Genomic DNA, 18486 nt, shown 5'->3' with positions numbered 1-18486 from the left:
GAGCCATCACCCCGCCCGCCCCATCACATCCGTTCACCACCGCCGGTCGCCACGCCCGGTCGCCCCGGCGCCGGGCCGCCCCGCTCCAGGCCGCCCCGGCGCCGGGCGACCGCCTCAGCGCCCCGCCGTCGCTCTCCCGTACGGGACGAGCCGTACCGGGCCGACCAGGCCGTACTTCTGCCGCTGCGCCACTCCGAAGACCGGGGCGTTCGACACCCGCAGCCGGTTGAGGAGCGTCGTGGCGACCTCCACCTCGACGGTGTTGGTCCCCGCGCGCAGGTACGGACCGACGTCGATGCCGGTGGTCACCTGGTCGACGGGTGGCAGATGGCGTCCGTTGACGGTGACCCGGTAGGTGTCGAAGACCTCGCCCAGTTCCAGCGTCGCGCCGTGGCCGCCGGTCCAGGACCGGCCGAGGCCGAAGGTGGCGCGGTAGCGGCCGATGCCGGAGGAGTCGGCGAGTTCCGGGATCTCGGACCAGGGGACGAGCCCGTCGAGTTCGACCGTGCGACGGGTCCTGCGGGTGCTGGAGGGGGTGGCGCCCGGGGTCCAGTCCTCGGCCGTCAGCGTCCAGCGGGTCAGCGGCACCGGGCCGGGCACGGCGTCGATGACGGCGCGGACCGTACGGCCGTCGCCGAGGGTCGTGGCGTACGTCCCCGGGCGGGTGTCCCGTATCTCCACCCGGCCGTCGGCCGCGCGGCGCACCTCGGCGGCCTCGGTCGCGGTGGCGTGCCACCGCGGGGCCGGCCCGGTGGCCCAGCGGCCGGGCCGGGCCGTCGCGATGATCGTGGTCGCGCCGGGTTCGAGGGTGACGCGGAGCCGGAGGCGCCCGTCGGGCAGCCGTGTGTACACCGCGAGCGGTTCGATCGTGCCGGTCCACGCGTCGAGGCGGTACGGGACGACATCGCCGTGCCGGGTGGTGAGGGTGACGTCGTGGCTGATCCTGGTCCCGGCCGAGTTCTTCTTGCTGACCGCGTCGTTGGCGAAGAAGTAGTAGTCGGCGTCGCTGTCCGCGCGGTGGTTGTGGAGCAGCATCGACGGTTCGGAGTACTCGACGTCGCGGGTCAGGCCGAGGGCCGCGATGCCCTGCGGGACATCGGGCCGGTCGGGGACGTTGCTGACGGTGGGCTGGGCGAGCAGTTCCCTGATCAGGGCGAGGAGCCTGTCGTTGTCGCCGGTGCGGGGCATCCCCGGCACGTGGCCGTCGCTCCAGTCGCCGATGACGATGACCGGCAGGCCCTCGCGCGCGTAGCGGAGCAGCTTCTCGGCGACGTCGGTCTGGAGGGTGTGTTCACGGCCGATCATGACGTCACCGTCGACCAGCAGCGCCTTGTAGGCCGGCCCGTCGGGCGCGAGCCTGCCGTTCTTCACGACGGCGTTCGGCAGGCCCAGGAGGCGCGGGCTGAGGAAGAGGTGGGTCCAGCCGGCCGGGATCCCGTCGGCGGTGAACCAGGACGCGCCGAGTCCCGAGCCCGCGTAGCCCTTCTGCCACAGGACGCCGACGTCCACCTTGTTGACCCCGGTCTGAAGGACCTGCTGGATCCGGCTCAAGTAGCCCGCGATGTCCGGCACATGACCCCAGGTGGGCTGGCGCGGGCCCCACGCCTCGCCGTAGCCGGTGCCGCCGTTGTACGGCGAGAACGCGGCGAAGCCGGGCCAGGCCGCGCCGGGGGCGGCGGCGTAGGCGAAGCCGTGGAAGACGGCCTGGTTGACGCCGGCGGCGTACTGGGTGACGAGCTTCTTGAGCGTGGCGTCCCAGGTGGTGGCGTAGGCGCCGCCCGCGGTGCCGCCGGCCTCGTTGGAGAGGATCAGCTTGCCGCCCATGTCACGGCCGCCGGCCAGGGTCCGGAAGTCGTCGAGGTTCTTGAAGCCGAGGGACTCGCCTTCGGAGATGTCCAGGAGAGCCGCCTTGTACATGGCGTCGGTCTGGAGTCCGTACGGCTGGACGCGCAGCTGGAGCCCGAGGCCGTGGGCCCACTTCTGCACCGGCAGCAGGTGGTTCTCGATGTACAGCTCGGTGACGACCTCCATGAAGTCCCGCCGGATCGCCTTGTTGGTGGCGGCGTCGAAGGCGAAGACGTACTTCTCCTTCGTCTGGAGGAGCGCGGGGAGGTAGGGGGCGAGGGCGTAACCCCTGCGGCGCTCGAACTCGGCTTCGATGCCGGGGGTCCAGAGCGTGGCGTGCGTCTCGATCTCGATGGAGTCCTCGAAGAGGGCACCGCCGTTCTCGCGCAGCAGGGCGCACATGCGGGAGGTGAGGATGTGCTTCTCCCAGTGGTCGATGACCGCACGGGTGCCCGCCGCGCCGAAGTGGTCGACGACGTAGCTGAGCGGGGAGGTGTGCGCGGGCCCCTCGGGGCGCTGTCCCGAGCCGCGCTCCCAGCAGGCGATCACGAGCCAGGTGCCGTCGCCGGGCGGGGTCCACTCCAGGGTCCCGGCCGCGGGTACCCGGGCCGTGAGGTCGGTGACGGTGTCCAGGTCGAGCTGGACGGGTGCGGCGGTGGGCGAGGTCCCCGCGGTGACCCGGGCGGCGACCACGCGGCGGAGCGTGCGGACGGTGACGCCGGAGGCGGGGGCGGTGACGGGCTCGGGCAGCGGCCCGGAGAACGCGGCGCCCGCCGGGAGGGCCGTGACTCCGTGGGCGAGCTCCTTGACCGCGCCGGGGCTGTCGGGGGTGATGCCCGGGACGGCCGCCGGCCAGGCGGGGCCGAGGGTGAGGTCGACGACGATGTCGCGCTTGCGGGCCCGCCGGAGGGCGGTCTCGACGGCGTCGGTCCAGGCGCGGGTCCCCCAGCCGTGACGCACCGGATCGATGGGCCGGGAGACGCTGTGGGTGACCGCCGCGATCTCGACCCCGCCGAACCCGGCGGCGGCGATCTGGTCGATCTCCCGCTCGATCTCGTCGGTGTCGACCAGCGCGTCCGGCCACCACCAGCGGAACTTGGGGCGCACCGGGGCTGCGGGGGCGGCGAAGCGGCGGGCGAAGGAGCCCTTGGCCGCCGGTCCGCCGGAGGGGGAGGCGGGTGCGGCCGCCGCCGCGCCCTCGGACAGGGGCAGTGCGGCGATCACGCCCGCCGCCGCGGCCATCCTGAGGACGACCCGCCGCCGCAGGCTGGTCCCGGGGTCCGCCCCGCCGTCCGCCTCGGCCCTCGTCGCCGCGTCGCTCGCGGCCGTGCCGTCGGGGCCCGGTCTGTTCTGCATCTCGCCACCCTGCTGGTTCGCCCGTGCCGGCACGCAGGTCGCCCGTGCGGACACACATGGGGGTTTTAACGTTTCAATATGCGGCTGGAACATACGCAGTTCACCGTGCGGACCACAAGAGGCGTGCACGACGTCCTCCCTCACAGGGATGGCCGGCACAAGGAGACCTCAAGTGAGCGACGCGCATTTCCGGGCGGAAAAAGCGACGTGACGGGCAGTCGGAGCGGTGAAGGACGGTGGCACGGCATCGGGAGCGACGGGCCGAGGGTGACCCTCGACGCCGTAAAACGTTTCAACTCCCTTGACGGGAACGCCGCGTCCGGAACCCCGGGGCACCCCCGCGCGGCACCACCGGCCGGGCACCGGCGCCGCGCGACGGAACCCCACCCGCCCCACGCGTGCGCCCTATCCTTTCCGGAACGGTCCAGCGGCGGGGAGGGGTGCGGTGATGCGGGTCCGGCCGGTCGAGGGCGGGAGGCTGCCCGCGTACGCCGACGGGATCGGGCGGGTGTACGCCGACGCGTTCTCGGCACCGCCCTGGAACGAGGACCCCGCGTCCGGCGCGCGGTACGCCGCGCGGCTGGCGGACGACGCCGCGCGCCCCGGGTTCACCGCCGCCCTGGCCCTCGACGGGGACACCGTGGGCGGCTTCGCCACCGCCTGGACGACACCCGGCACCTTCCCCACCGGCCCCGGGTACGACCACGTGGCCGAGGCCCTCGGGGCCGGGCGGGTCACCTCGTGGCTGTGCGGGGCCCTGAAGGTCGACGAACTGGCCGTCTCCCCGGACGCACGCGGCGGCGGCCTGGGCGCGGCCCTGCTGTCGGCGGTGACCGCGCCGGCCCCGGACGGGCGGTGCTGGCTGCTCACGTCCGTGCGCGCCACGGCGGCCCTGCGCCTCTACGGACGCGCGGGCTGGCACCAGGTCCCGGTGACGGTGCCCGGCAGGGCGGGACTCACGGTTCTCCTCGGCCCCGCGCATCCGGCGGTGGCGGGCCTCACCGGGCCCTGAACGGGGAACACTTGGTGCGCACTTGTGAGTGGAGCGATGCGCGACCGTTATATGAATCGATTCAAGCGCGTGGAAGATAGTGGTCCGCCCTGAACGCTGTCAAGGGCACCCACCCATTCCCCCCATTCAGGTCGTACATCACCTCCCTTCCTGGAACTTCTCGGCATCAACCCATTGACTGCGCCCGCAATCCCCGTTTAGCTTCCGAGCAACCTCATTGAAACCTTTCACGGCGGGTGGAGCGGAACGGTCCCACCGCTGAGGAGCTCCCATGAACCAGTCCGCCCCGGACCCGGCCCCGGTCCTGGCCCTGAAGGGCGTGAGCAAGTCCTTCGGTGCCGTTCGGGCCCTGCGGGACGTGTCGCTGCAGTTGTTCCCCGGCGAGGCGCACGCACTCGCCGGGGAGAACGGCGCAGGCAAGTCGACCCTGATCAAGGCCCTCGCCGGAGTGCACCGTCCGGACGCCGGCGAGGTGCTGCTGGACGGGGAGCCCGTCGTCTTCCACGGTCCCGCGGACGCCCGCGACGCCGGTATCGCGGTCATTTACCAGGAGCCGACGCTCTTCCCCGACCTCTCCATCGCCGAGAACATCTTCATGGGCCGTCAGCCCCGCCGTTCCCTGGGACGGATCGACCGCAAGGCGGTGCACGGGACCACCGCCGGGCTGATGCGCAGGCTCGGGGTCGATCTGGCGCCGGACCGGCCCGCCCGCGGGCTGTCGATCGCCGACCAGCAGATCGTCGAGATCGCCAAGGCGCTCTCCTTCGACGCACGGGTCCTGATCATGGACGAACCGACGGCCGCGCTGACCGGCAGCGAGACCGCCAGGCTCTTCTCCGTGGTCCGCGCGCTGCGTGCCGAAGGCGCGGCGGTGCTGTTCATCTCGCACCGCCTCGACGAGATCTTCGAACTGTGCCAGCGGGTCACCACCCTGCGCGACGGCCGGTGGATCTCCTCGGAGCCGCTGGACGGGCTGACCGAGGACGACCTGGTGCGCAGGATGGTCGGCCGCGACCTCGACGACCTCTATCCCAAGCAGGACGCCGAGGTGGGCGAGGTCGCCCTGTCGGTGCACCGGCTGACCCGCGAGGGCGTCTTCCGTGACGTGTCCTTCGACGTCCGCCGCGGCGAGATCGTCGCGCTCGCCGGACTGGTCGGCGCCGGGCGCACCGAGGTCGCGCAGGCGGTCTTCGGCGTCGACCGCGCCGACGCGGGCGAGGTGAAGGTGGCGGGCACGGTGCTGCGCCCCGGTTCGCCGACCGCCGCGATGGCCGCCGGGCTGGCGCTCGTGCCCGAGGACCGGCGCCAGCGCGGACTCGTCATGGATATGTCGATCGAGCGCAACATCGGCCTGACCGGCCTGGACGAGGTCCGCAAGCGCGGGCTCGTCAGCCGGGCCCTGGAGCACGACCGGGCCGCCGACTGGGCGGTGCGCCTCCAGCTCAAGTACAACCGGCTGGCCGACACGGTGGGTGTGCTGTCCGGCGGCAACCAGCAGAAGGTCGTGCTGGCCAAGTGGCTGGCGACCGGCCCCACCGTCCTGATCGTGGACGAACCGACCCGCGGGATCGACGTCGGCACCAAGGCGGAGGTCCACCGGCTGCTCTCCTCGCTCGCGGCGGACGGCCTCGCCGTACTGATGATCTCCTCCGATCTCCCCGAGGTCATCGGCATGGCCGACCGGGTGCTCGTGATGCACGAGGGCCGGCTCGTCGCCGAGATCCCGCGCGATAGCGCCACCGAGGAGTCGGTCATGGCCGCGGCCACCGGACGCAACGAGAGGGCAGCGGCATGACCACCACCATCGAGAGCCCCCCGGACACCGTGAAGGCGCCGGAGCGGAGTGCCTCCTCGCTCGTGGACGCGGTCTTCCGGGCGCGCGAGATCTCCATCGCGGGGGCGCTGGCCCTGCTGGTCCTCGGCACCTACCTGGCCAACCCGCGCTTCCTGTCCGACCAGGGCGTCAAGGACCTGCTGCTCAACGCGTCGATCCTGGTGCTGCTCGCGGTCGGCCAGTCCGCCGTCGTGATCACCCGCAACATCGACCTGTCCGTCGGCTCCGTCGTCGGCCTGTCCGCCTTCGCCTGCGGCAAGTTCGTCGCGGGGAGCGACCACGGTGTGCTGACCGTGATGCTGCTCGGCATCGCCATCGGTGTCGTCTGCGGCCTGGTCTCGGGCGCCCTCGTCAGCTTCGGCAGGGTCCCGGCGCTCGTGGTGACCCTGGGCATGCTCTACATCATCCAGGGCGTCGACTACTGGTGGGCGCAGGGCGAGCAGATCAGCGCCTCCGACGTGCCGGACGCCGTCCTGGGCCTCGGCAGCGGCAGTGTGCTGGGCATCCCGTACCTGCCGCTGATCTCCCTCGTGCTGCTCGCGGCGACGGCGTACTTCCTGCGCGGCTACCGCTCGGGGCGTGAGCTGTACGCCATCGGGTCGAGCCCCGAGGCCGCCCGTCTCGCCGGTATCCCGATCCGCCGCCGGGTGCTCGCCGCGTACGCCTTCTCCGGGGCGGTGGCCGGGTTCGCCGGGGCGCTGTGGCTGGCGCGCTTCGGCACGGTCGTCGCGGACAACGCGCACGGCTGGGAGCTGACCGTCGTCAGCGCCGTCGTCGTCGGCGGCGTCGCGATCACGGGTGGCACCGGCACCGTCTGGGGCGCGGCGCTCGGCGCGCTGCTGCTCACCACCATCGGCAGCGTCCTGGTCGTGCTGAAGGTGGACTCCTTCTGGCAGGGCGCCATCACCGGCGCCCTCCTCCTGCTGGCCATCAGCGTCGACCGGATCGTGAACCTGCGGATGACCGCCGCACTGAGGAAGAGGAACGCCCGTCATGACCACGGCGCCTGACACGAAGGCGGCTCCCACGCCGCGGGCCGTATCGAAGCCCTCTGCCCTGCGCGGCCTGGCACTGCGCTGGGACACCGCGGTCGGTGTCCTGCTGGTGGCGGTCCTCGTCGTCGGGCTGGGCACCACGGAGGGCTTCGGTTCGGGCGAGAACCTCGCGTTCGCCTTCAACGACATCGCCGAAGTCGCCCTCATCGCCCTGCCGATGACGCTCCTGGTCGTCGCCGGGCAGGTCGATCTGTCGGTCGCCTCGATGCTGGGGCTGGGCAGCGCGCTGACCGGCGCCCTCTGGGAGGCGGGCTGGGCCTTCGAGACGATCGTCCCGGTGGTGCTGCTGGTGGGTGTCGCCGGCGGTCTCCTGAACGGCTGGCTGGTCACCCGGGTGGGGCTGCCGTCCCTGGCCGTCACCATCGGCACGCTGGCGCTCTACCGGGGGCTCGCCTCGGTGGCGCTCGGCAGCGACGCGGTGACGGACTTCCCGCAGGTCTACGCGGACTGGGCCGTCGACACGACGACCGTCCCCGGCACCTTCCTCACCTACCCGGTGCTGCTCTTCATCGTCCTGGCCGCGATCACCGCGGTGGTGCTGCACGCCACCGGGCTCGGCCGCTCCCTCTTCGCGATCGGCGCCCAGGAGGAGGCGGCGTACTTCGCCGGCATCCGGGTCAAGCGGATCAAGCTGCTGCTGTTCGTCGTGACCGGGCTGTTCTCCGCCTTCGCGGGGGTCGTCTTCACCCTCCGCTACGGAAGTGCCCGCGCGGACAACGGACTCGGCTTCGAGATGCTCGTCATCGCGTCCGTCCTGCTCGGCGGCATCGACTTCGACGGCGGGAAGGGCACGCTGTTCGGCGCGGTCGCCGGTGTCCTGCTGATCGGTGTGCTGAAGAACCTGCTCACGCTCAACGACATCGCCAACGAGGTGCAGGTCATCGTGACCGGCCTGCTGCTCGTGGCGTCCGTCCTGACCCCACGGGTCATCGCCGCCGTCGTCGAACGACGGCACAGGCGGGCCGCGGGCGCCCCCGAGCCCCGGCCGTAGGCCCCTCCCCCCTTCTCCGTACTCCTTCGTACCCTCTTCGAAAGGCACACGCCGCCATGATGCTCCGCAATGCCGCTGGGCGCCGCGCCGTCGCGACCGCAGCCACCGCCGTCTCCCTCGCCCTCGCCCTCACCGCCTGTTCCGGCACCACGAAGGACAGCAAGGAGAGCGGGAGCGCCGAGGCCGGCAGCTCGGCGAAGGCGGACCCGAACGCCCCGCTGAAGAAGGGCCTGAAGATCGCTTTCCTGCCCAAGCAGATCAACAACCCGTACGAGAAGATCGTCGACGAGGCGGGCATCGCGGCGGCGAAGGAGTACGGCGGCACGGGCAAGGAGGTCGGCCCGTCCGACGCGAACGCCTCCTCCCAGGTCTCCTACATCAACACCCTGATCCAGCAGCGCCAGGACGCCATCCTCGTCGCGGCGAACGACCCGAACGCGGTGTGCGGCCCGCTCAAGCAGGCGATGAAGAAGGACATCAAGGTCGTCGCGTACGACTCCGACACGGCGAAGGACTGCCGTCAGCTCTTCATCAACCAGGCCAGCTCCGAGCAGATCGGCCGCAGCCTGGTCCAGCACCTCGGTGAGCAGATCGGCCACAAGGGCAAGATCGCCATCCTGTCGGCCACGCAGAACGCCACGAACCAGAACACCTGGATCGAGTTCATGAAGGAGGAGCTCAAGCTCCCCGAGTACAAGGACATGGAGCTGGTCAAGGTCGCCTACGGCGACGACGCGGACCAGAAGTCCTTCCAGCAGACGCAGGGCCTCATGCAGGCCTACCCCGACCTCAAGGGCATCATCTCCCCCACGACGGTCGGCATCGCCGCGGCGGCCCGCTACCTGAGCGACTCCTCGTACAAGGGGAAGGTCGTGCTCAACGGGCTCGGCACGCCGAACCAGATGCGCAAGTACGTCAAGGACGGCACGGTCGAGCAGTTCTCGCTGTGGAACCCGGAGGAGCTCGGCTACCTCGGCTCGTACGCGGCCGCTGCGCTGGCTTCGGGGCAGATCACCGGTGCGGAGGGCGAGAAGTTCAAGGCGGGGAAGCTCGGTGAGTACACGGTCGGCAAGGACGGCGAGGTCATCCTCGGCGAGCCGACCGTCTTCGACGCCAAGAACATCGACACGTTCAACTTCTGACCGGAGGGCCGCACTTCATGCAGCGTGTCTGTTTTCTGCTGAAGGTCCGTGAGGACCGTACGGACGAGTACCGCGAGCGTCACGCGGCGGTGTGGCCGGACATGCTCGCCGCGCTGTCGGAGGCGGGCTGGGGCAACTACTCGCTGTTCCTGCGCGAGGACGGCCTGCTGGTCGGCTACCTGGAGACGGAGGACTTCGACGCGGCCCGGGAGGCGATGGCGGCGACGGAGGTCAACGCGCGGTGGCAGCGGGACATGGCCGGTTTCTTCGAGCAGCCGGAGGCCGCCGACGAGGCCATGGTCCCGCTGACCGAGGTGTTCCACCTGGCGTAGTCCGCCCTGCTGTCCGCCCCGGCTGTCACGGACAGCCGGGGCGGACGCGCGTCAGGACGCGGCGGGAACACCCTGTGTCTCCGGGTACTCCACCTCGTCGGGGAGCGTGTGGCCGAGGGCGGTGAGCCGCGCGGCGACGTCCGCGGGGCTCCGCCCGGTCAGGCTCGCGCCGCGCAGGACGTGCTCCAGGTGGACGTTGTCACGGTAGGAGCGGCCCAGGGTCTCCAGCAGCCGGACGTCCGCCTCGTCGGCCGTCTCCGGCAGCCTCGCCTTGTCGTGCGGTCGGTGCCCCAGCTCGGTCAGCCGTGCGGTGACCGCGGCGGGGCTCCGGCCGGTGACCAGGGCCGCGCGCAGGATGTGCCGCACCGGGAGGCCGACGGCGCCGTCCCTCGCCAGCCAGGGCGCACGGCCGTCGAGTCGCTCGCTGAGGAGGACGAGGTCGTCGTCGTCCGGGGCGTCGGGCACGGCGACGTCCGGTACCCCGACTCCCAGCACCTTCAGCCGGGCGACGACGTCCGTCACGCGACGCCCGGTCTCCCGCGCGACGGCGAGGACGTGCCCGAGCGGTGCCGAGGACCAGCGGCCCGGGTGGTGCGGCCGGTGGGTGACGTCGAAGGTGAGGAGCCGCTCGTCGCCGGGTTCGGGGGTGTACGGCAGCCGGAGGCCGAGGGCGGCCAGCCGCACGGCGGCGGCGTGGGGGCTGCAGGCCAGGTGCTCGGACACTTCGAGGACGTGCCCGGCGGACACCTCGTCACCCCAGCCGAAGTACGTCCCGGATCCCTTTCGGTCGGCGCAGATCAGCATCACGTCGCGGGGGCTCCGCGTCTCCGGCAGTGCCCCGCCACCGGACCGGAACCCGAGCGCGGTGATCCGGCGTACGACCTCGGCGGGAGCGTGCCCGGAGTGCAGCGCCGCCCGGAGGACGTCGTGCAGCGACACGGGCTCACCGGCGCCGAGCCAGCGCTGCCGGAAGGCGTCGGGCCCCTCCCTCCTCACCAGCGCGGCGTCCTGGGTGCCGACCGCGTCGGGCCAGGCGGACTCAGGCTGCTGGACGTCGGCGTAGCCCAGCGCGGCCATCCGGGACGCGACGTCGGCGGGGGCCCGCTCCTGGAGGGCCGCGGCGTACAGCACGTGTCCGTACGGCACCTGCTGGGCGGGGTCCAGCCAGGGGAAGTGGCCGTTGAGGTTGACGCTGGCGAGCATGAGGTCGTCAGGGTCCTGGGAACCGACGGGTGCGTGGGACACGGTGCGGGCCTTTCGTCGTGCGGTGGGACGTTCGAGGGGGACGGGACTGCTCCGTCATTCGGACACCGAGATGAACCGCCGGGGTTCGTCCTCGTCGTACGTGTCCTCCTCCTCCTGCCTGGCGGTGAGGTCCACCCGTACCCCCTGCGGCTCCAGCTCCGTCCAGATCCGCAGCATCATGTCGTGGCTGAGGTAGTGGTGCGAGAGGTCCAGTTCGCGCAGGTGGGCCAGCGACTGTCCTTCCAGCAGCGCCTGCGCGCCCTCGTCGCCGAGGGTGCCCATCGACAGGCTCAGCGAGGTCAGCCGGCGCACGACCGGTGCGGTGGCCAGCGCCGCCGCCAGCGCGTCCTGTTCCGGGCTGTTCTGCAACCCCAGGTGGCGCAGCGCCGGTTTGCCCTCGCCGGCGAACAGGGGGAGGAGGTCCTCGGCCGTGGTGCCGCCGCCGTACTCCTCGTCGCCCAGCCACAGTTCGAGCCGCTCCAGTGACGGCAGGGGGGCGGCGGCTATCTGAGCGGCCGCCTCGGGGGGCAGCCCGCCGGACTCGACGCGCAGCACCCGCAGGTTCGCGTGTCCCGCCGTGGGGAAGGCCAGTCCGTCCCCGCCCCGCACGGCCAGCTCCCGCAGTCCGGGGAAGGCCTCCAGGAGTTCGCTGACATCGTCCAGGTCGATCGTGGAGATCATCGCCTCCTCGTCCTCCAGGTCACCGAGGAAGACCGCTTCGAGCCCGGTGAACCGGGAGCGCAGGCCGGTCAGGCCGTCCAGATCGTCCCCGCCCTGGTCGTCGTACCAGGGGCTGCCGAGGGCCAGGGCCCGCACCTCTTCCAGGCGGACCGACTCGGTGAACCTCCTCCAGTACGACTCGGACCCCTCGTCGGTCGCGTACGGCCCGCGGTGGAGCCGCCAGGCCACGGTGTCCGGCGCGGGCAGATCCCTGGGGTCCGCGTACGGGGGGAAGGTGAAGACCGGCAGCCCGTGGAACTGCTCGACATGGCGGACGTACGACAACTCTTGTCTCCTGACGTTCCGTTCGGCGTTCGTGTCCGGTGTTCTACCAGCCGCCACCGACAGGGCGGGTCCGGCGGGGCCCTCCCCGCCGGACCCGTGGCGCCCGTCAGCCGGTCCCGCCCTCGTCACCGGAGGGTCCGTCGCCGCCGTCCCCGATCCGGTCGGCCCGCTCGATCACCGTCGCGAGCTTCTCCACCGGGCTGTCCCCGGTGGAGGCGGCCGGCTTCCGCGCACGGCGGGCGAGTCGGCCGAGCGCGGGGGCGCGAAGGCCGCCGGGAGCAGCGGGGGCACGACCCGATACGCCGTGCCCGCGGTCCGTCCGGGCCGTGGCGTGGCGGAACGTCGAGGTCAGGACACGATGTCCTTACGGCTGAACCCCCGGAAGGCGAGCGCGAACAGGATCAGGGCATACGTCACCGACACCGCCGCGCCCTTGGCCATCCCACTCCATTCGAGGTCGGGCTGGAGGGCGTCGGCCCACGCGAACTGCCAGTGCGCGGGCAGGAACTCGCGCCAGCTCCCGAGGGCGGTGACGGCGTCCAGGACGTTGCCGACGATGGTCAGTCCGACGGCGCCGCCCACCGCGCCCAGCGGTGCGTCCGTCCTGGTGGAGAGCCAGAACGCCAGCCCCGCGGTGACGAGTTGCGAGACGAAGACGAAGGCGACGACGAGGGCGAGGCGCGGCAGGGTGTCCGAGGTGGCGAGCGCGCCCCCGGTGGGGAGCTTGAGCGGCCCCCAGCCGTACGCGGCGGCTCCCGCGGCCAGTGCGACCAGCGGCAGCAGCACCATCGCGGCGAGGCTGAAGCCGAGCGCCACGACGAGCTTGCTCCACAGCAGCCTCGTCCGGGGCACCGGCGCCGCGAGGAGGTAGCGCAGCGAGGACCAGCCGGCCTCGGAGGCCACGGTGTCCCCGCAGAACAGGGCGACCGGCACCACCAGCAGGAAGCCGGCGGAGACGAAGAGGCAGGTCGCCGCGAAGTTCGCGGCGGACTCCGTCGCGACGTCCATGAGGTTGATGCGCGAGCCGCCTCCGCGGCCTCCTTCGCCGCCCGGTGTGCCACCGACCGCGAAGGCGATGATCAGGATGAACGGCAGGGCCGCCAGCACCCCGCCCATGAGCAGGGTGCGGCGCCTGCGCAGCTGCCTCATGGCCTCCACACGCAGCGGCAGGGTGCGGCCGGCGTGGTAGCCGGGAGCTTCGGCGTGTGCCTGGACCTCGGGTGCGGAACTCATGCGGATCCTTGGGAGATGAGGGTGAGGAACGCGTCCTCCAGGCGGCGGTGCGGCCCGACGCCGGTCACCGGTACGTCGAGGCGCACCAGCTCGGCGACCAGCCGCGCCGCGGTGGCGCCGTCGAGCCTGACCAGCAGCCCGTGCCCGTCGTCCACGCGGACGGCGGAGCCGATGCCGGGGAGGGCGGCCACCTTGTCCACGACCGGTTCGGTGACCTCGCTGTCCGTGGTGACGAGCAGCATGTCGCCCGAGCCGGTGATCTCGGCGACCGGTCCGGCCTGGACGAGCTGCCCGCGGTCCATGACCACCAGGTGGGTGCAGGACTGTTCGACCTCGGAGAGGAGGTGGCTGGACACGATGACGGTCCGGCCCCCGGCCGCGTACCGGATCATCACGTCCCGCATCTCGCGGATCTGGGGCGGGTCGAGGCCGTTGGTCGGTTCGTCGAGGATGAGCAGGTCCGGCATGCCGAGCATGGCCTGGGCGATGGCGAGGCGCTGCCGCATGCCCTGGGAGTAGGTCCGCACGGCACGGGCCAGGGCGTCGCCGAGTCCGGCGATCTCCAGGGCCTCCTCGATGTGGGCGTCCGCGGCGGGCCGCCCGGTGGCCTGCCAGTACAGCTCCAGGTTGGAGCGGCCCGAGAGGTGCGGGAGGAAGCCGGCGCCTTCGACGAAGGACCCCACCCGGGACAGGACGGGCGCCCCGGGGCGGATCGCGTGTCCGAAGACCCGGATCTCACCGGCGTCGGGCGTGATGAGCCCCATCAGCATGCGCAGGGTGGTGGTCTTCCCCGCGCCGTTCGGTCCGAGGAGGCCGAGGACCTGCCCCTTCTCGACGCGGAAGCCGAGGTCGCGCACCGCGTACCGGTCGGTGGCCCCGGCGTACTTCTTGGACAGGCCCGTGATCCGCAGCGGTACGCCGGACAGTTCCGGGTCGGGCGCGGGGACGGCGGTGCGCCTGCGCGAGGTGAGCAGGAGGACGGCGGCGACGACGGCCGCGGCGGCGGGGAGCCCCCAGGTCCACCACGGCATCGCGGCCGCCGCGGTCGTCACGGCGGGCGCGGTGGGCACGGTCAGCGGTCCGTCCAGGGTGACGGTGTACGTCGCGGGCTCGGCGGGTGAGGCGTAGCCGAGGTCGGTCGCGGAGAGGACGAGCCGGAGCCGGTGCCCCGCGTCGATCTCGTGGTCGACGGCGGGGAGCGTCAGCTCGACCGGCTTCCCCTGTCCGGCGGGCGTGATCCGGTAGGGGGAGACCAGCTGGGAGGGCAGCACCTGCTGCCTCCCGTCCGGCGAGACGTCGTAGACCTTGCCGAACAGGACCGCGTCGCCCCGGTCGGCCTTGACGTTCACGCGGACCGTCGGGGATCCGGTGACGTGTACGGCGCTGTCGAGCGGGGCGGACTCGAAGCCCGCGTACTGCCCGGGGAAGTCGAGGGAGAGCCCGACACCGAGCGAGGACAGCTGGGAGAGCCCGCCGCCGATCCCGGGGACGGCGGAGACGGAGGGCGGGGCGGCCCCCGCGGGGTTGCGGAAGGTCTGGGTGAGGCCTTCCGCCGCCTTCCGGCCACTGCCGCCGGTGGTGGCCGGGGCGTCCTGCCCGCCGCCGGTGGCCGGTTCGTCCCGGCCGTCGCCGGTGGCCGGGGCCCGGTCGCCGCTGTCGCCGGCCGGGTCCTGTCCGCCGCCCGGTGCGGTCTCCTGCGCCGCGCCGGTCAGGGCGATCTTCCGTCCGCCGCTGGTGAGCCCGGGGTACGCGTCGCTGCTCGCGCCCCGCTTCAGGGCGGCGCCGTCGGTGGAGTCGACACCTCCGGTGCGGGTGACGCGGAACCCGGGGCCGGTGTCGGCGCCCTCGTCCTTCTTCAGGTACCGGTCGAACCAGGCTCCGATCCGGCTCTCGACGCGGTCGCCCTCGTCGTCACCGCCGTCGTGCCCGCCCGAGATCCAGTCGACGGACACGGGCGCGCCGTTGGCCTTGACGGCCTTGGCCATGGCGTCGGCCTGGCCGAGCGGGAACAGGGAGTCGCTCTGGCCCTGGAGGATGAGAGCGGGGACGTCGATCCGGTCGGCCACGGCGGCGGGGGAACGTTCCGTCAGCAGGGCGCGCGCGGCGGCGTCCGGCTTGCCGCTGACCGCGACACGCTCGTACATCTCGCACAGTTCCTTCTGGAACTTCTGGCAGCCACCGCCGGAGCTGACGAAGATCCCGGCCCAGAGCTTCTTGAACACCCCGTCGGGGAAGAGCGCGTCGGCGAGGTTCCAGTAGCTGATCACCGGGGCGATGGCGTCGACCCGGTCGTCGTACCCGGCGGCCAGGAGGGACACCGCCCCGCCGTACGAGGCGCCGGTGACACCGACGCGCGGGTCGCCCTTGGCGTCGAGTTCCACCTCGGGCCGCTCCGCCAGCCAGTCGATCAGCGCCGACACGTCCTTGACCTCGGCGTCGGGGGCGTTGAGCGTGATCTCCCCGGTGGTCCTGCCGAATCCGCGGGCGGACCAGGTCATGACGGCGTACCCGTCGGCGGCCAGCTTCTCGGCCTGGGCGCGTACGTCGTCCTTGCTGCCGCCGAAGCCGTGCCCGATCAGGACGGCGGGGCGGCGCTGGGTGCCGCCGGAGGTGAAGTACGAGGTGTCGACGGACACCCCGTTCATGCTCATCATCCGGTCGTGCCGCTGTACGGACGGCACACTGTCATCGGCGGTGGCGGTCCAGGTACCGGCCCCCACGAGCACGGCGAGGGCGGCGACGACCGCGGCCCACCGCCCAGGGGTGCGGGGCAGCCGGCGCCGCCACCGGGAAGTCGGTTTCTCCATGACTCGACCCTAGACGGACCGGTCCGGCCCCCGGAGTGCCCCCGGGGGGAGGCGGGCGGCATCCCTGGGAGGTACGGCCGGCCCGCGCCGTACTCCGCCTGCGGTACACCGACGCCACGAAAGGGCCCATACGTGACCATCCGCATCCGTCCCGCCACCACGACCGCGGAGCTCCTCGCCGCCGCGCCCCTCTACGACGCCCCGCCCCGCCCCGGGTGGGCGGCCCGCTTCCTGGCCGCTGACGGCCATCTGATGCTCATCGCGTACGCGGGGGACGTCCCGGCCGGGTTCGTGTCGGGCATCGAGATGCTGCACCCGGACAAGGGCACGGAGATGTGCCTGTACGAACTCTGCGTCGACGAGCGCTACCGCCGCCGGGGCATCGGGCGCGCGCTCACGGAGGCGCTGGCCGCCGAGGCCCGGGCGCGCGGCTGCTACGACATGTGGGTGGGTGTGGAGCGCGGCAACGAAGCAGCGCTCGCCGCCTACCGCTCGGCGGGCGCGGCGGACGACGGGGTGTTCGCCATGCTGACCTGGGAGTTCGACGCTCCGGCCTGACCGCTCCCGCCTCCCGGAACCGGCCGCCACGAGACCGCCGGGGGCCGCCGGGGGGCTGGGGGCTGGGGTGTCCCCGCGTCACCCGGCAGGGGCCGCCACCCGCACCGGTCACCGGGGGCCGCCGGATCCGCGCTCGCGTTCACCCCCGGCTGCGAAGTCCGTCCGGGCGGCACTTCCTCGGTCCCCGGGCCGCGCCCCGTTCACGGCCGGACCCTGGGGAGGGTTCGGTCACGGACGGGCTGCCCGGCTCGGCGGCGTCCGGCGGGGCGGGGCCGGCCAGGGACGTGCGGACGCGCCGACGTGCCGACGTCAGGGGATCTCACGGGGTGGCACTGGCGGGTACCGGGCGGGGGGCCCGGAGGTCGAGCGGGGTCTCCACGGGCAGCAGGGCGGCGGCTGCCTCCTGGTGCCCGCCCCGGACGGCCGTGTGCACCTGCCGGGCGAGGGGTGTCACGTCGCGGACGGATACGGTCCACTCGTCGGCGTACCGCCGGGCTGCTTCCCCGGAGAGCCCGAGCTGGAGCGAGCGGTGGGGCAGCGGGTTCAGGGCGAGATCGCGCTCGGGGTCCCACTGGACGCGGGTGGGGCTGCGGCGCAGGCCGCGCTTCCAGCTGTCCTGGTCCGGGTGGACGCCCCTGACGTAGTGGGAGAGTTCGGCGTTCTCCAGGGCCCAGGCGAAGCCGGCCCGGGTGATCTCGACGGCCAGCACGGTCTCCTGGCCCTCCTTGGTGCCCCAGCCGCAGCGGTACATCATCCACAGGAAGCTGGGCTTGATCCAGGTCATGCGGTCGCGCTTCCAGGCGGACGGGAAGCGCCCGTCGCGGGCGGCGGGGAGCCCGATGGACGGCGGGTAGGCCTGGTAGACGGTGACGGTGGTGGCCGTGTGCTGTGCGCGGATCTCGTGCCGGGGTACGGACATGGCCCCCAGGATGGCGGCGGCGCCGCGCTCCCCGCCAGGGGTTTTCGGACTACGGGCGCCGTTCCGGCACCGGCCGCACCGTCGGCCAGCGGTCGAGGACGGCACGGCGCAGGTCCGCCGCGAGCGCGCCGAGGAACCTCAGGTCCCCGTGGCCCGCGCTCGTGCCGGCCACCACTCCGAGCCGGTGGGCCAGGCGCTGGCGGGCGGTCGCCGTGCCCCAGGTCCAGTCCTCGTGGGGAACGCGGGCGAGGTGGTCGGTGCCGCCGCGGCGGGCGCGCTCGACCAGGGCGTCGCCCCTGATCAGCCAGCCCGCGCAGGCGTCGGCGAGCCCGGTGTCCGGGAGCGCGGTGCCGGTCTCGGCGTGCCAGGCCGCGCGGTAGGCGGCCTCCGCGCGTTCCAGCAGGGCTGGTGCGGCCCGGGTGACGCACCAACAGGTCGGGAACCCGACGCGGAGGTAGGCGAGTTCCATCAGGCCGCTGCCGAGGGAGGCCTGCTCGAAGTCGATGAACCTGACGCCGTCGGGGGTGTGCAGGTCGTTGCCGGGGCACGGGTCGCCGTGGAGCAGGGCGGTCCCCTCCGCCCGGTCCAGGCGCTCCACGAGGGCGTGCAGTTCGTCCCGCGCGTCCGGTGTCCCGGGGACCCCCAGCGTCTCGGCGAGGGCGAGGAACGAACTGACGTCGGCACCGGTCGGGCCCTGCCAGCGGGGCAGCGCTCCGGTGTCGCCGGGTCCGGCGGTGCTGTGCAGCCTGGCGAGGGCCGCCGCCCAGCCGACGGTCCAGTCGGCGGCGGGCGGCCGGTGGTCGAGGTGTTCGAGGACGAGGACCCGCTCGGCGGGGTCGGTCCCGAGGAGCGCGGGCACGATCGGGGAGCCTGACGCCCGGCCCGCGATGCGCAGGGCGGCCACCTCGCGTGCGTACCGTTCGTCGGCCCCCGGGCCTTCCACCAGCTGTTTCAGTACGGCGGGGCGCCCGGACAGCCCGATGCGCCAGACCCGTGAACGGGGGCTGCTCTCCAGCACGGACGGGTGTGCGGGCGGGCCGAGCCGGTCCCTGAGGACCTCACCGAACGGAAGCTGCGACGCCGTCTCCATGCGGTCAGTGTTCCACCGCCGGCTCCCGCTCCCCCGCCTTTTTCCGGGGGGGCGGGGGACGC

The 18486-nt window shown here is 73.0% G+C and carries 14 protein-coding genes; 7 read left to right on the top strand and 7 right to left on the bottom strand.

Features of this window, described 5'->3' with window-relative positions:
- Nucleotides 1–114 precede the first annotated feature (114 nt).
- Nucleotides 115–3201, bottom strand: a complete 3087-nt coding sequence (locus ACFVS9_RS01540; RefSeq protein ID WP_389929397.1) for a glycosyl hydrolase — start codon at nt 3199–3201, stop codon at nt 115–117.
- A gap of 448 nt (nt 3202–3649) precedes the next feature.
- On the opposite strand from ACFVS9_RS01540, the gene ACFVS9_RS01535 reads away from it, so the two are divergent.
- From ACFVS9_RS01535 to ACFVS9_RS01510, 6 genes are all read left to right on the top strand, one after another.
- The gene (locus ACFVS9_RS01535) at nt 3650–4213 is read left to right on the top strand and encodes a GNAT family N-acetyltransferase (RefSeq protein ID WP_383113864.1); all 564 of its coding nucleotides are present in this window, start codon (nt 3650–3652) and stop codon (nt 4211–4213) included.
- A gap of 271 nt (nt 4214–4484) precedes the next feature.
- Nucleotides 4485–6008, top strand: a complete 1524-nt coding sequence (locus ACFVS9_RS01530) for a sugar ABC transporter ATP-binding protein (RefSeq protein WP_389929395.1) — start codon at nt 4485–4487, stop codon at nt 6006–6008.
- Entirely contained in the window at nt 6005–7057 is a 1053-nt protein-coding gene (locus ACFVS9_RS01525) for an ABC transporter permease (RefSeq protein ID WP_383113866.1), read from the top strand. The genes ACFVS9_RS01530 and ACFVS9_RS01525 overlap by 4 nt, the downstream gene beginning before the upstream one ends.
- Nucleotides 7041–8093: an ABC transporter permease gene (locus ACFVS9_RS01520; RefSeq protein WP_383113867.1), complete on the top strand. Its 1053-nt coding sequence runs from the start codon at nt 7041–7043 to the stop codon at nt 8091–8093. The genes ACFVS9_RS01525 and ACFVS9_RS01520 overlap by 17 nt, the downstream gene beginning before the upstream one ends.
- Before the next feature lie 56 nt (nt 8094–8149).
- Nucleotides 8150–9235: a rhamnose ABC transporter substrate-binding protein gene (gene rhaS, locus ACFVS9_RS01515; protein ID WP_383113868.1), complete on the top strand. Its 1086-nt coding sequence runs from the start codon at nt 8150–8152 to the stop codon at nt 9233–9235.
- A gap of 17 nt (nt 9236–9252) precedes the next feature.
- The gene (locus ACFVS9_RS01510) at nt 9253–9567 is read left to right on the top strand and encodes an L-rhamnose mutarotase (protein WP_383113869.1); all 315 of its coding nucleotides are present in this window, start codon (nt 9253–9255) and stop codon (nt 9565–9567) included.
- 51 nt (nt 9568–9618) lie between these two features.
- On the opposite strand, the gene ACFVS9_RS01505 is transcribed toward ACFVS9_RS01510, so the two are convergent.
- The 4 genes from ACFVS9_RS01505 to ACFVS9_RS01490 form a co-directional block, all read right to left on the bottom strand.
- Complete coding sequence (locus ACFVS9_RS01505; RefSeq protein WP_389929392.1) at nt 9619–10812, bottom strand: hypothetical protein; 1194 nt, start codon at nt 10810–10812, stop codon at nt 9619–9621.
- 54 nt (nt 10813–10866) lie between these two features.
- Nucleotides 10867–11817 (bottom strand): STM4015 family protein, encoded by a 951-nt coding sequence (locus ACFVS9_RS01500; RefSeq protein ID WP_389929390.1) that lies wholly within the window; start codon nt 11815–11817, stop codon nt 10867–10869.
- Nucleotides 11818–12165: 348 nt separating this feature from the next.
- Nucleotides 12166–13050, bottom strand: coding sequence for an ABC transporter permease (locus ACFVS9_RS01495; RefSeq protein WP_389929388.1), 885 nt, complete (start codon nt 13048–13050; stop codon nt 12166–12168).
- A complete protein-coding gene (locus ACFVS9_RS01490; RefSeq protein ID WP_389929386.1) occupies nt 13047–15857 on the bottom strand; it encodes an alpha/beta fold hydrolase in 2811 nt (936 codons plus the stop codon). Before ACFVS9_RS01490 ends, ACFVS9_RS01495 begins: the two co-directional genes overlap by 4 nt.
- Before the next feature lie 138 nt (nt 15858–15995).
- Between ACFVS9_RS01490 and ACFVS9_RS01485 the strand changes: the two genes are divergently transcribed.
- Complete coding sequence (locus ACFVS9_RS01485) at nt 15996–16415, top strand: GNAT family N-acetyltransferase (RefSeq protein ID WP_383113911.1); 420 nt, start codon at nt 15996–15998, stop codon at nt 16413–16415.
- A gap of 319 nt (nt 16416–16734) precedes the next feature.
- Here ACFVS9_RS01485 and ACFVS9_RS01480 read toward each other — a convergent pair whose 3' ends face one another.
- Nucleotides 16735–17334: a DUF4291 domain-containing protein gene (locus ACFVS9_RS01480; RefSeq protein WP_389929384.1), complete on the bottom strand. Its 600-nt coding sequence runs from the start codon at nt 17332–17334 to the stop codon at nt 16735–16737.
- Nucleotides 17335–17383: 49 nt separating this feature from the next.
- Entirely contained in the window at nt 17384–18424 is a 1041-nt protein-coding gene (locus ACFVS9_RS01475) for an aminoglycoside phosphotransferase family protein (protein WP_389929382.1), read from the bottom strand.
- Between the last annotated feature and the right edge of the window lie 62 nt (nt 18425–18486).

The organism is Streptomyces sp. NPDC058008 (assembly GCF_042886395.1).
GTDB lineage: Bacteria > Actinomycetota > Actinomycetes > Streptomycetales > Streptomycetaceae > Streptomyces.
The sequence above is the reverse complement of the archived record's forward strand: the minus strand, read 5'-3'. Positions and strand labels throughout refer to the sequence as shown.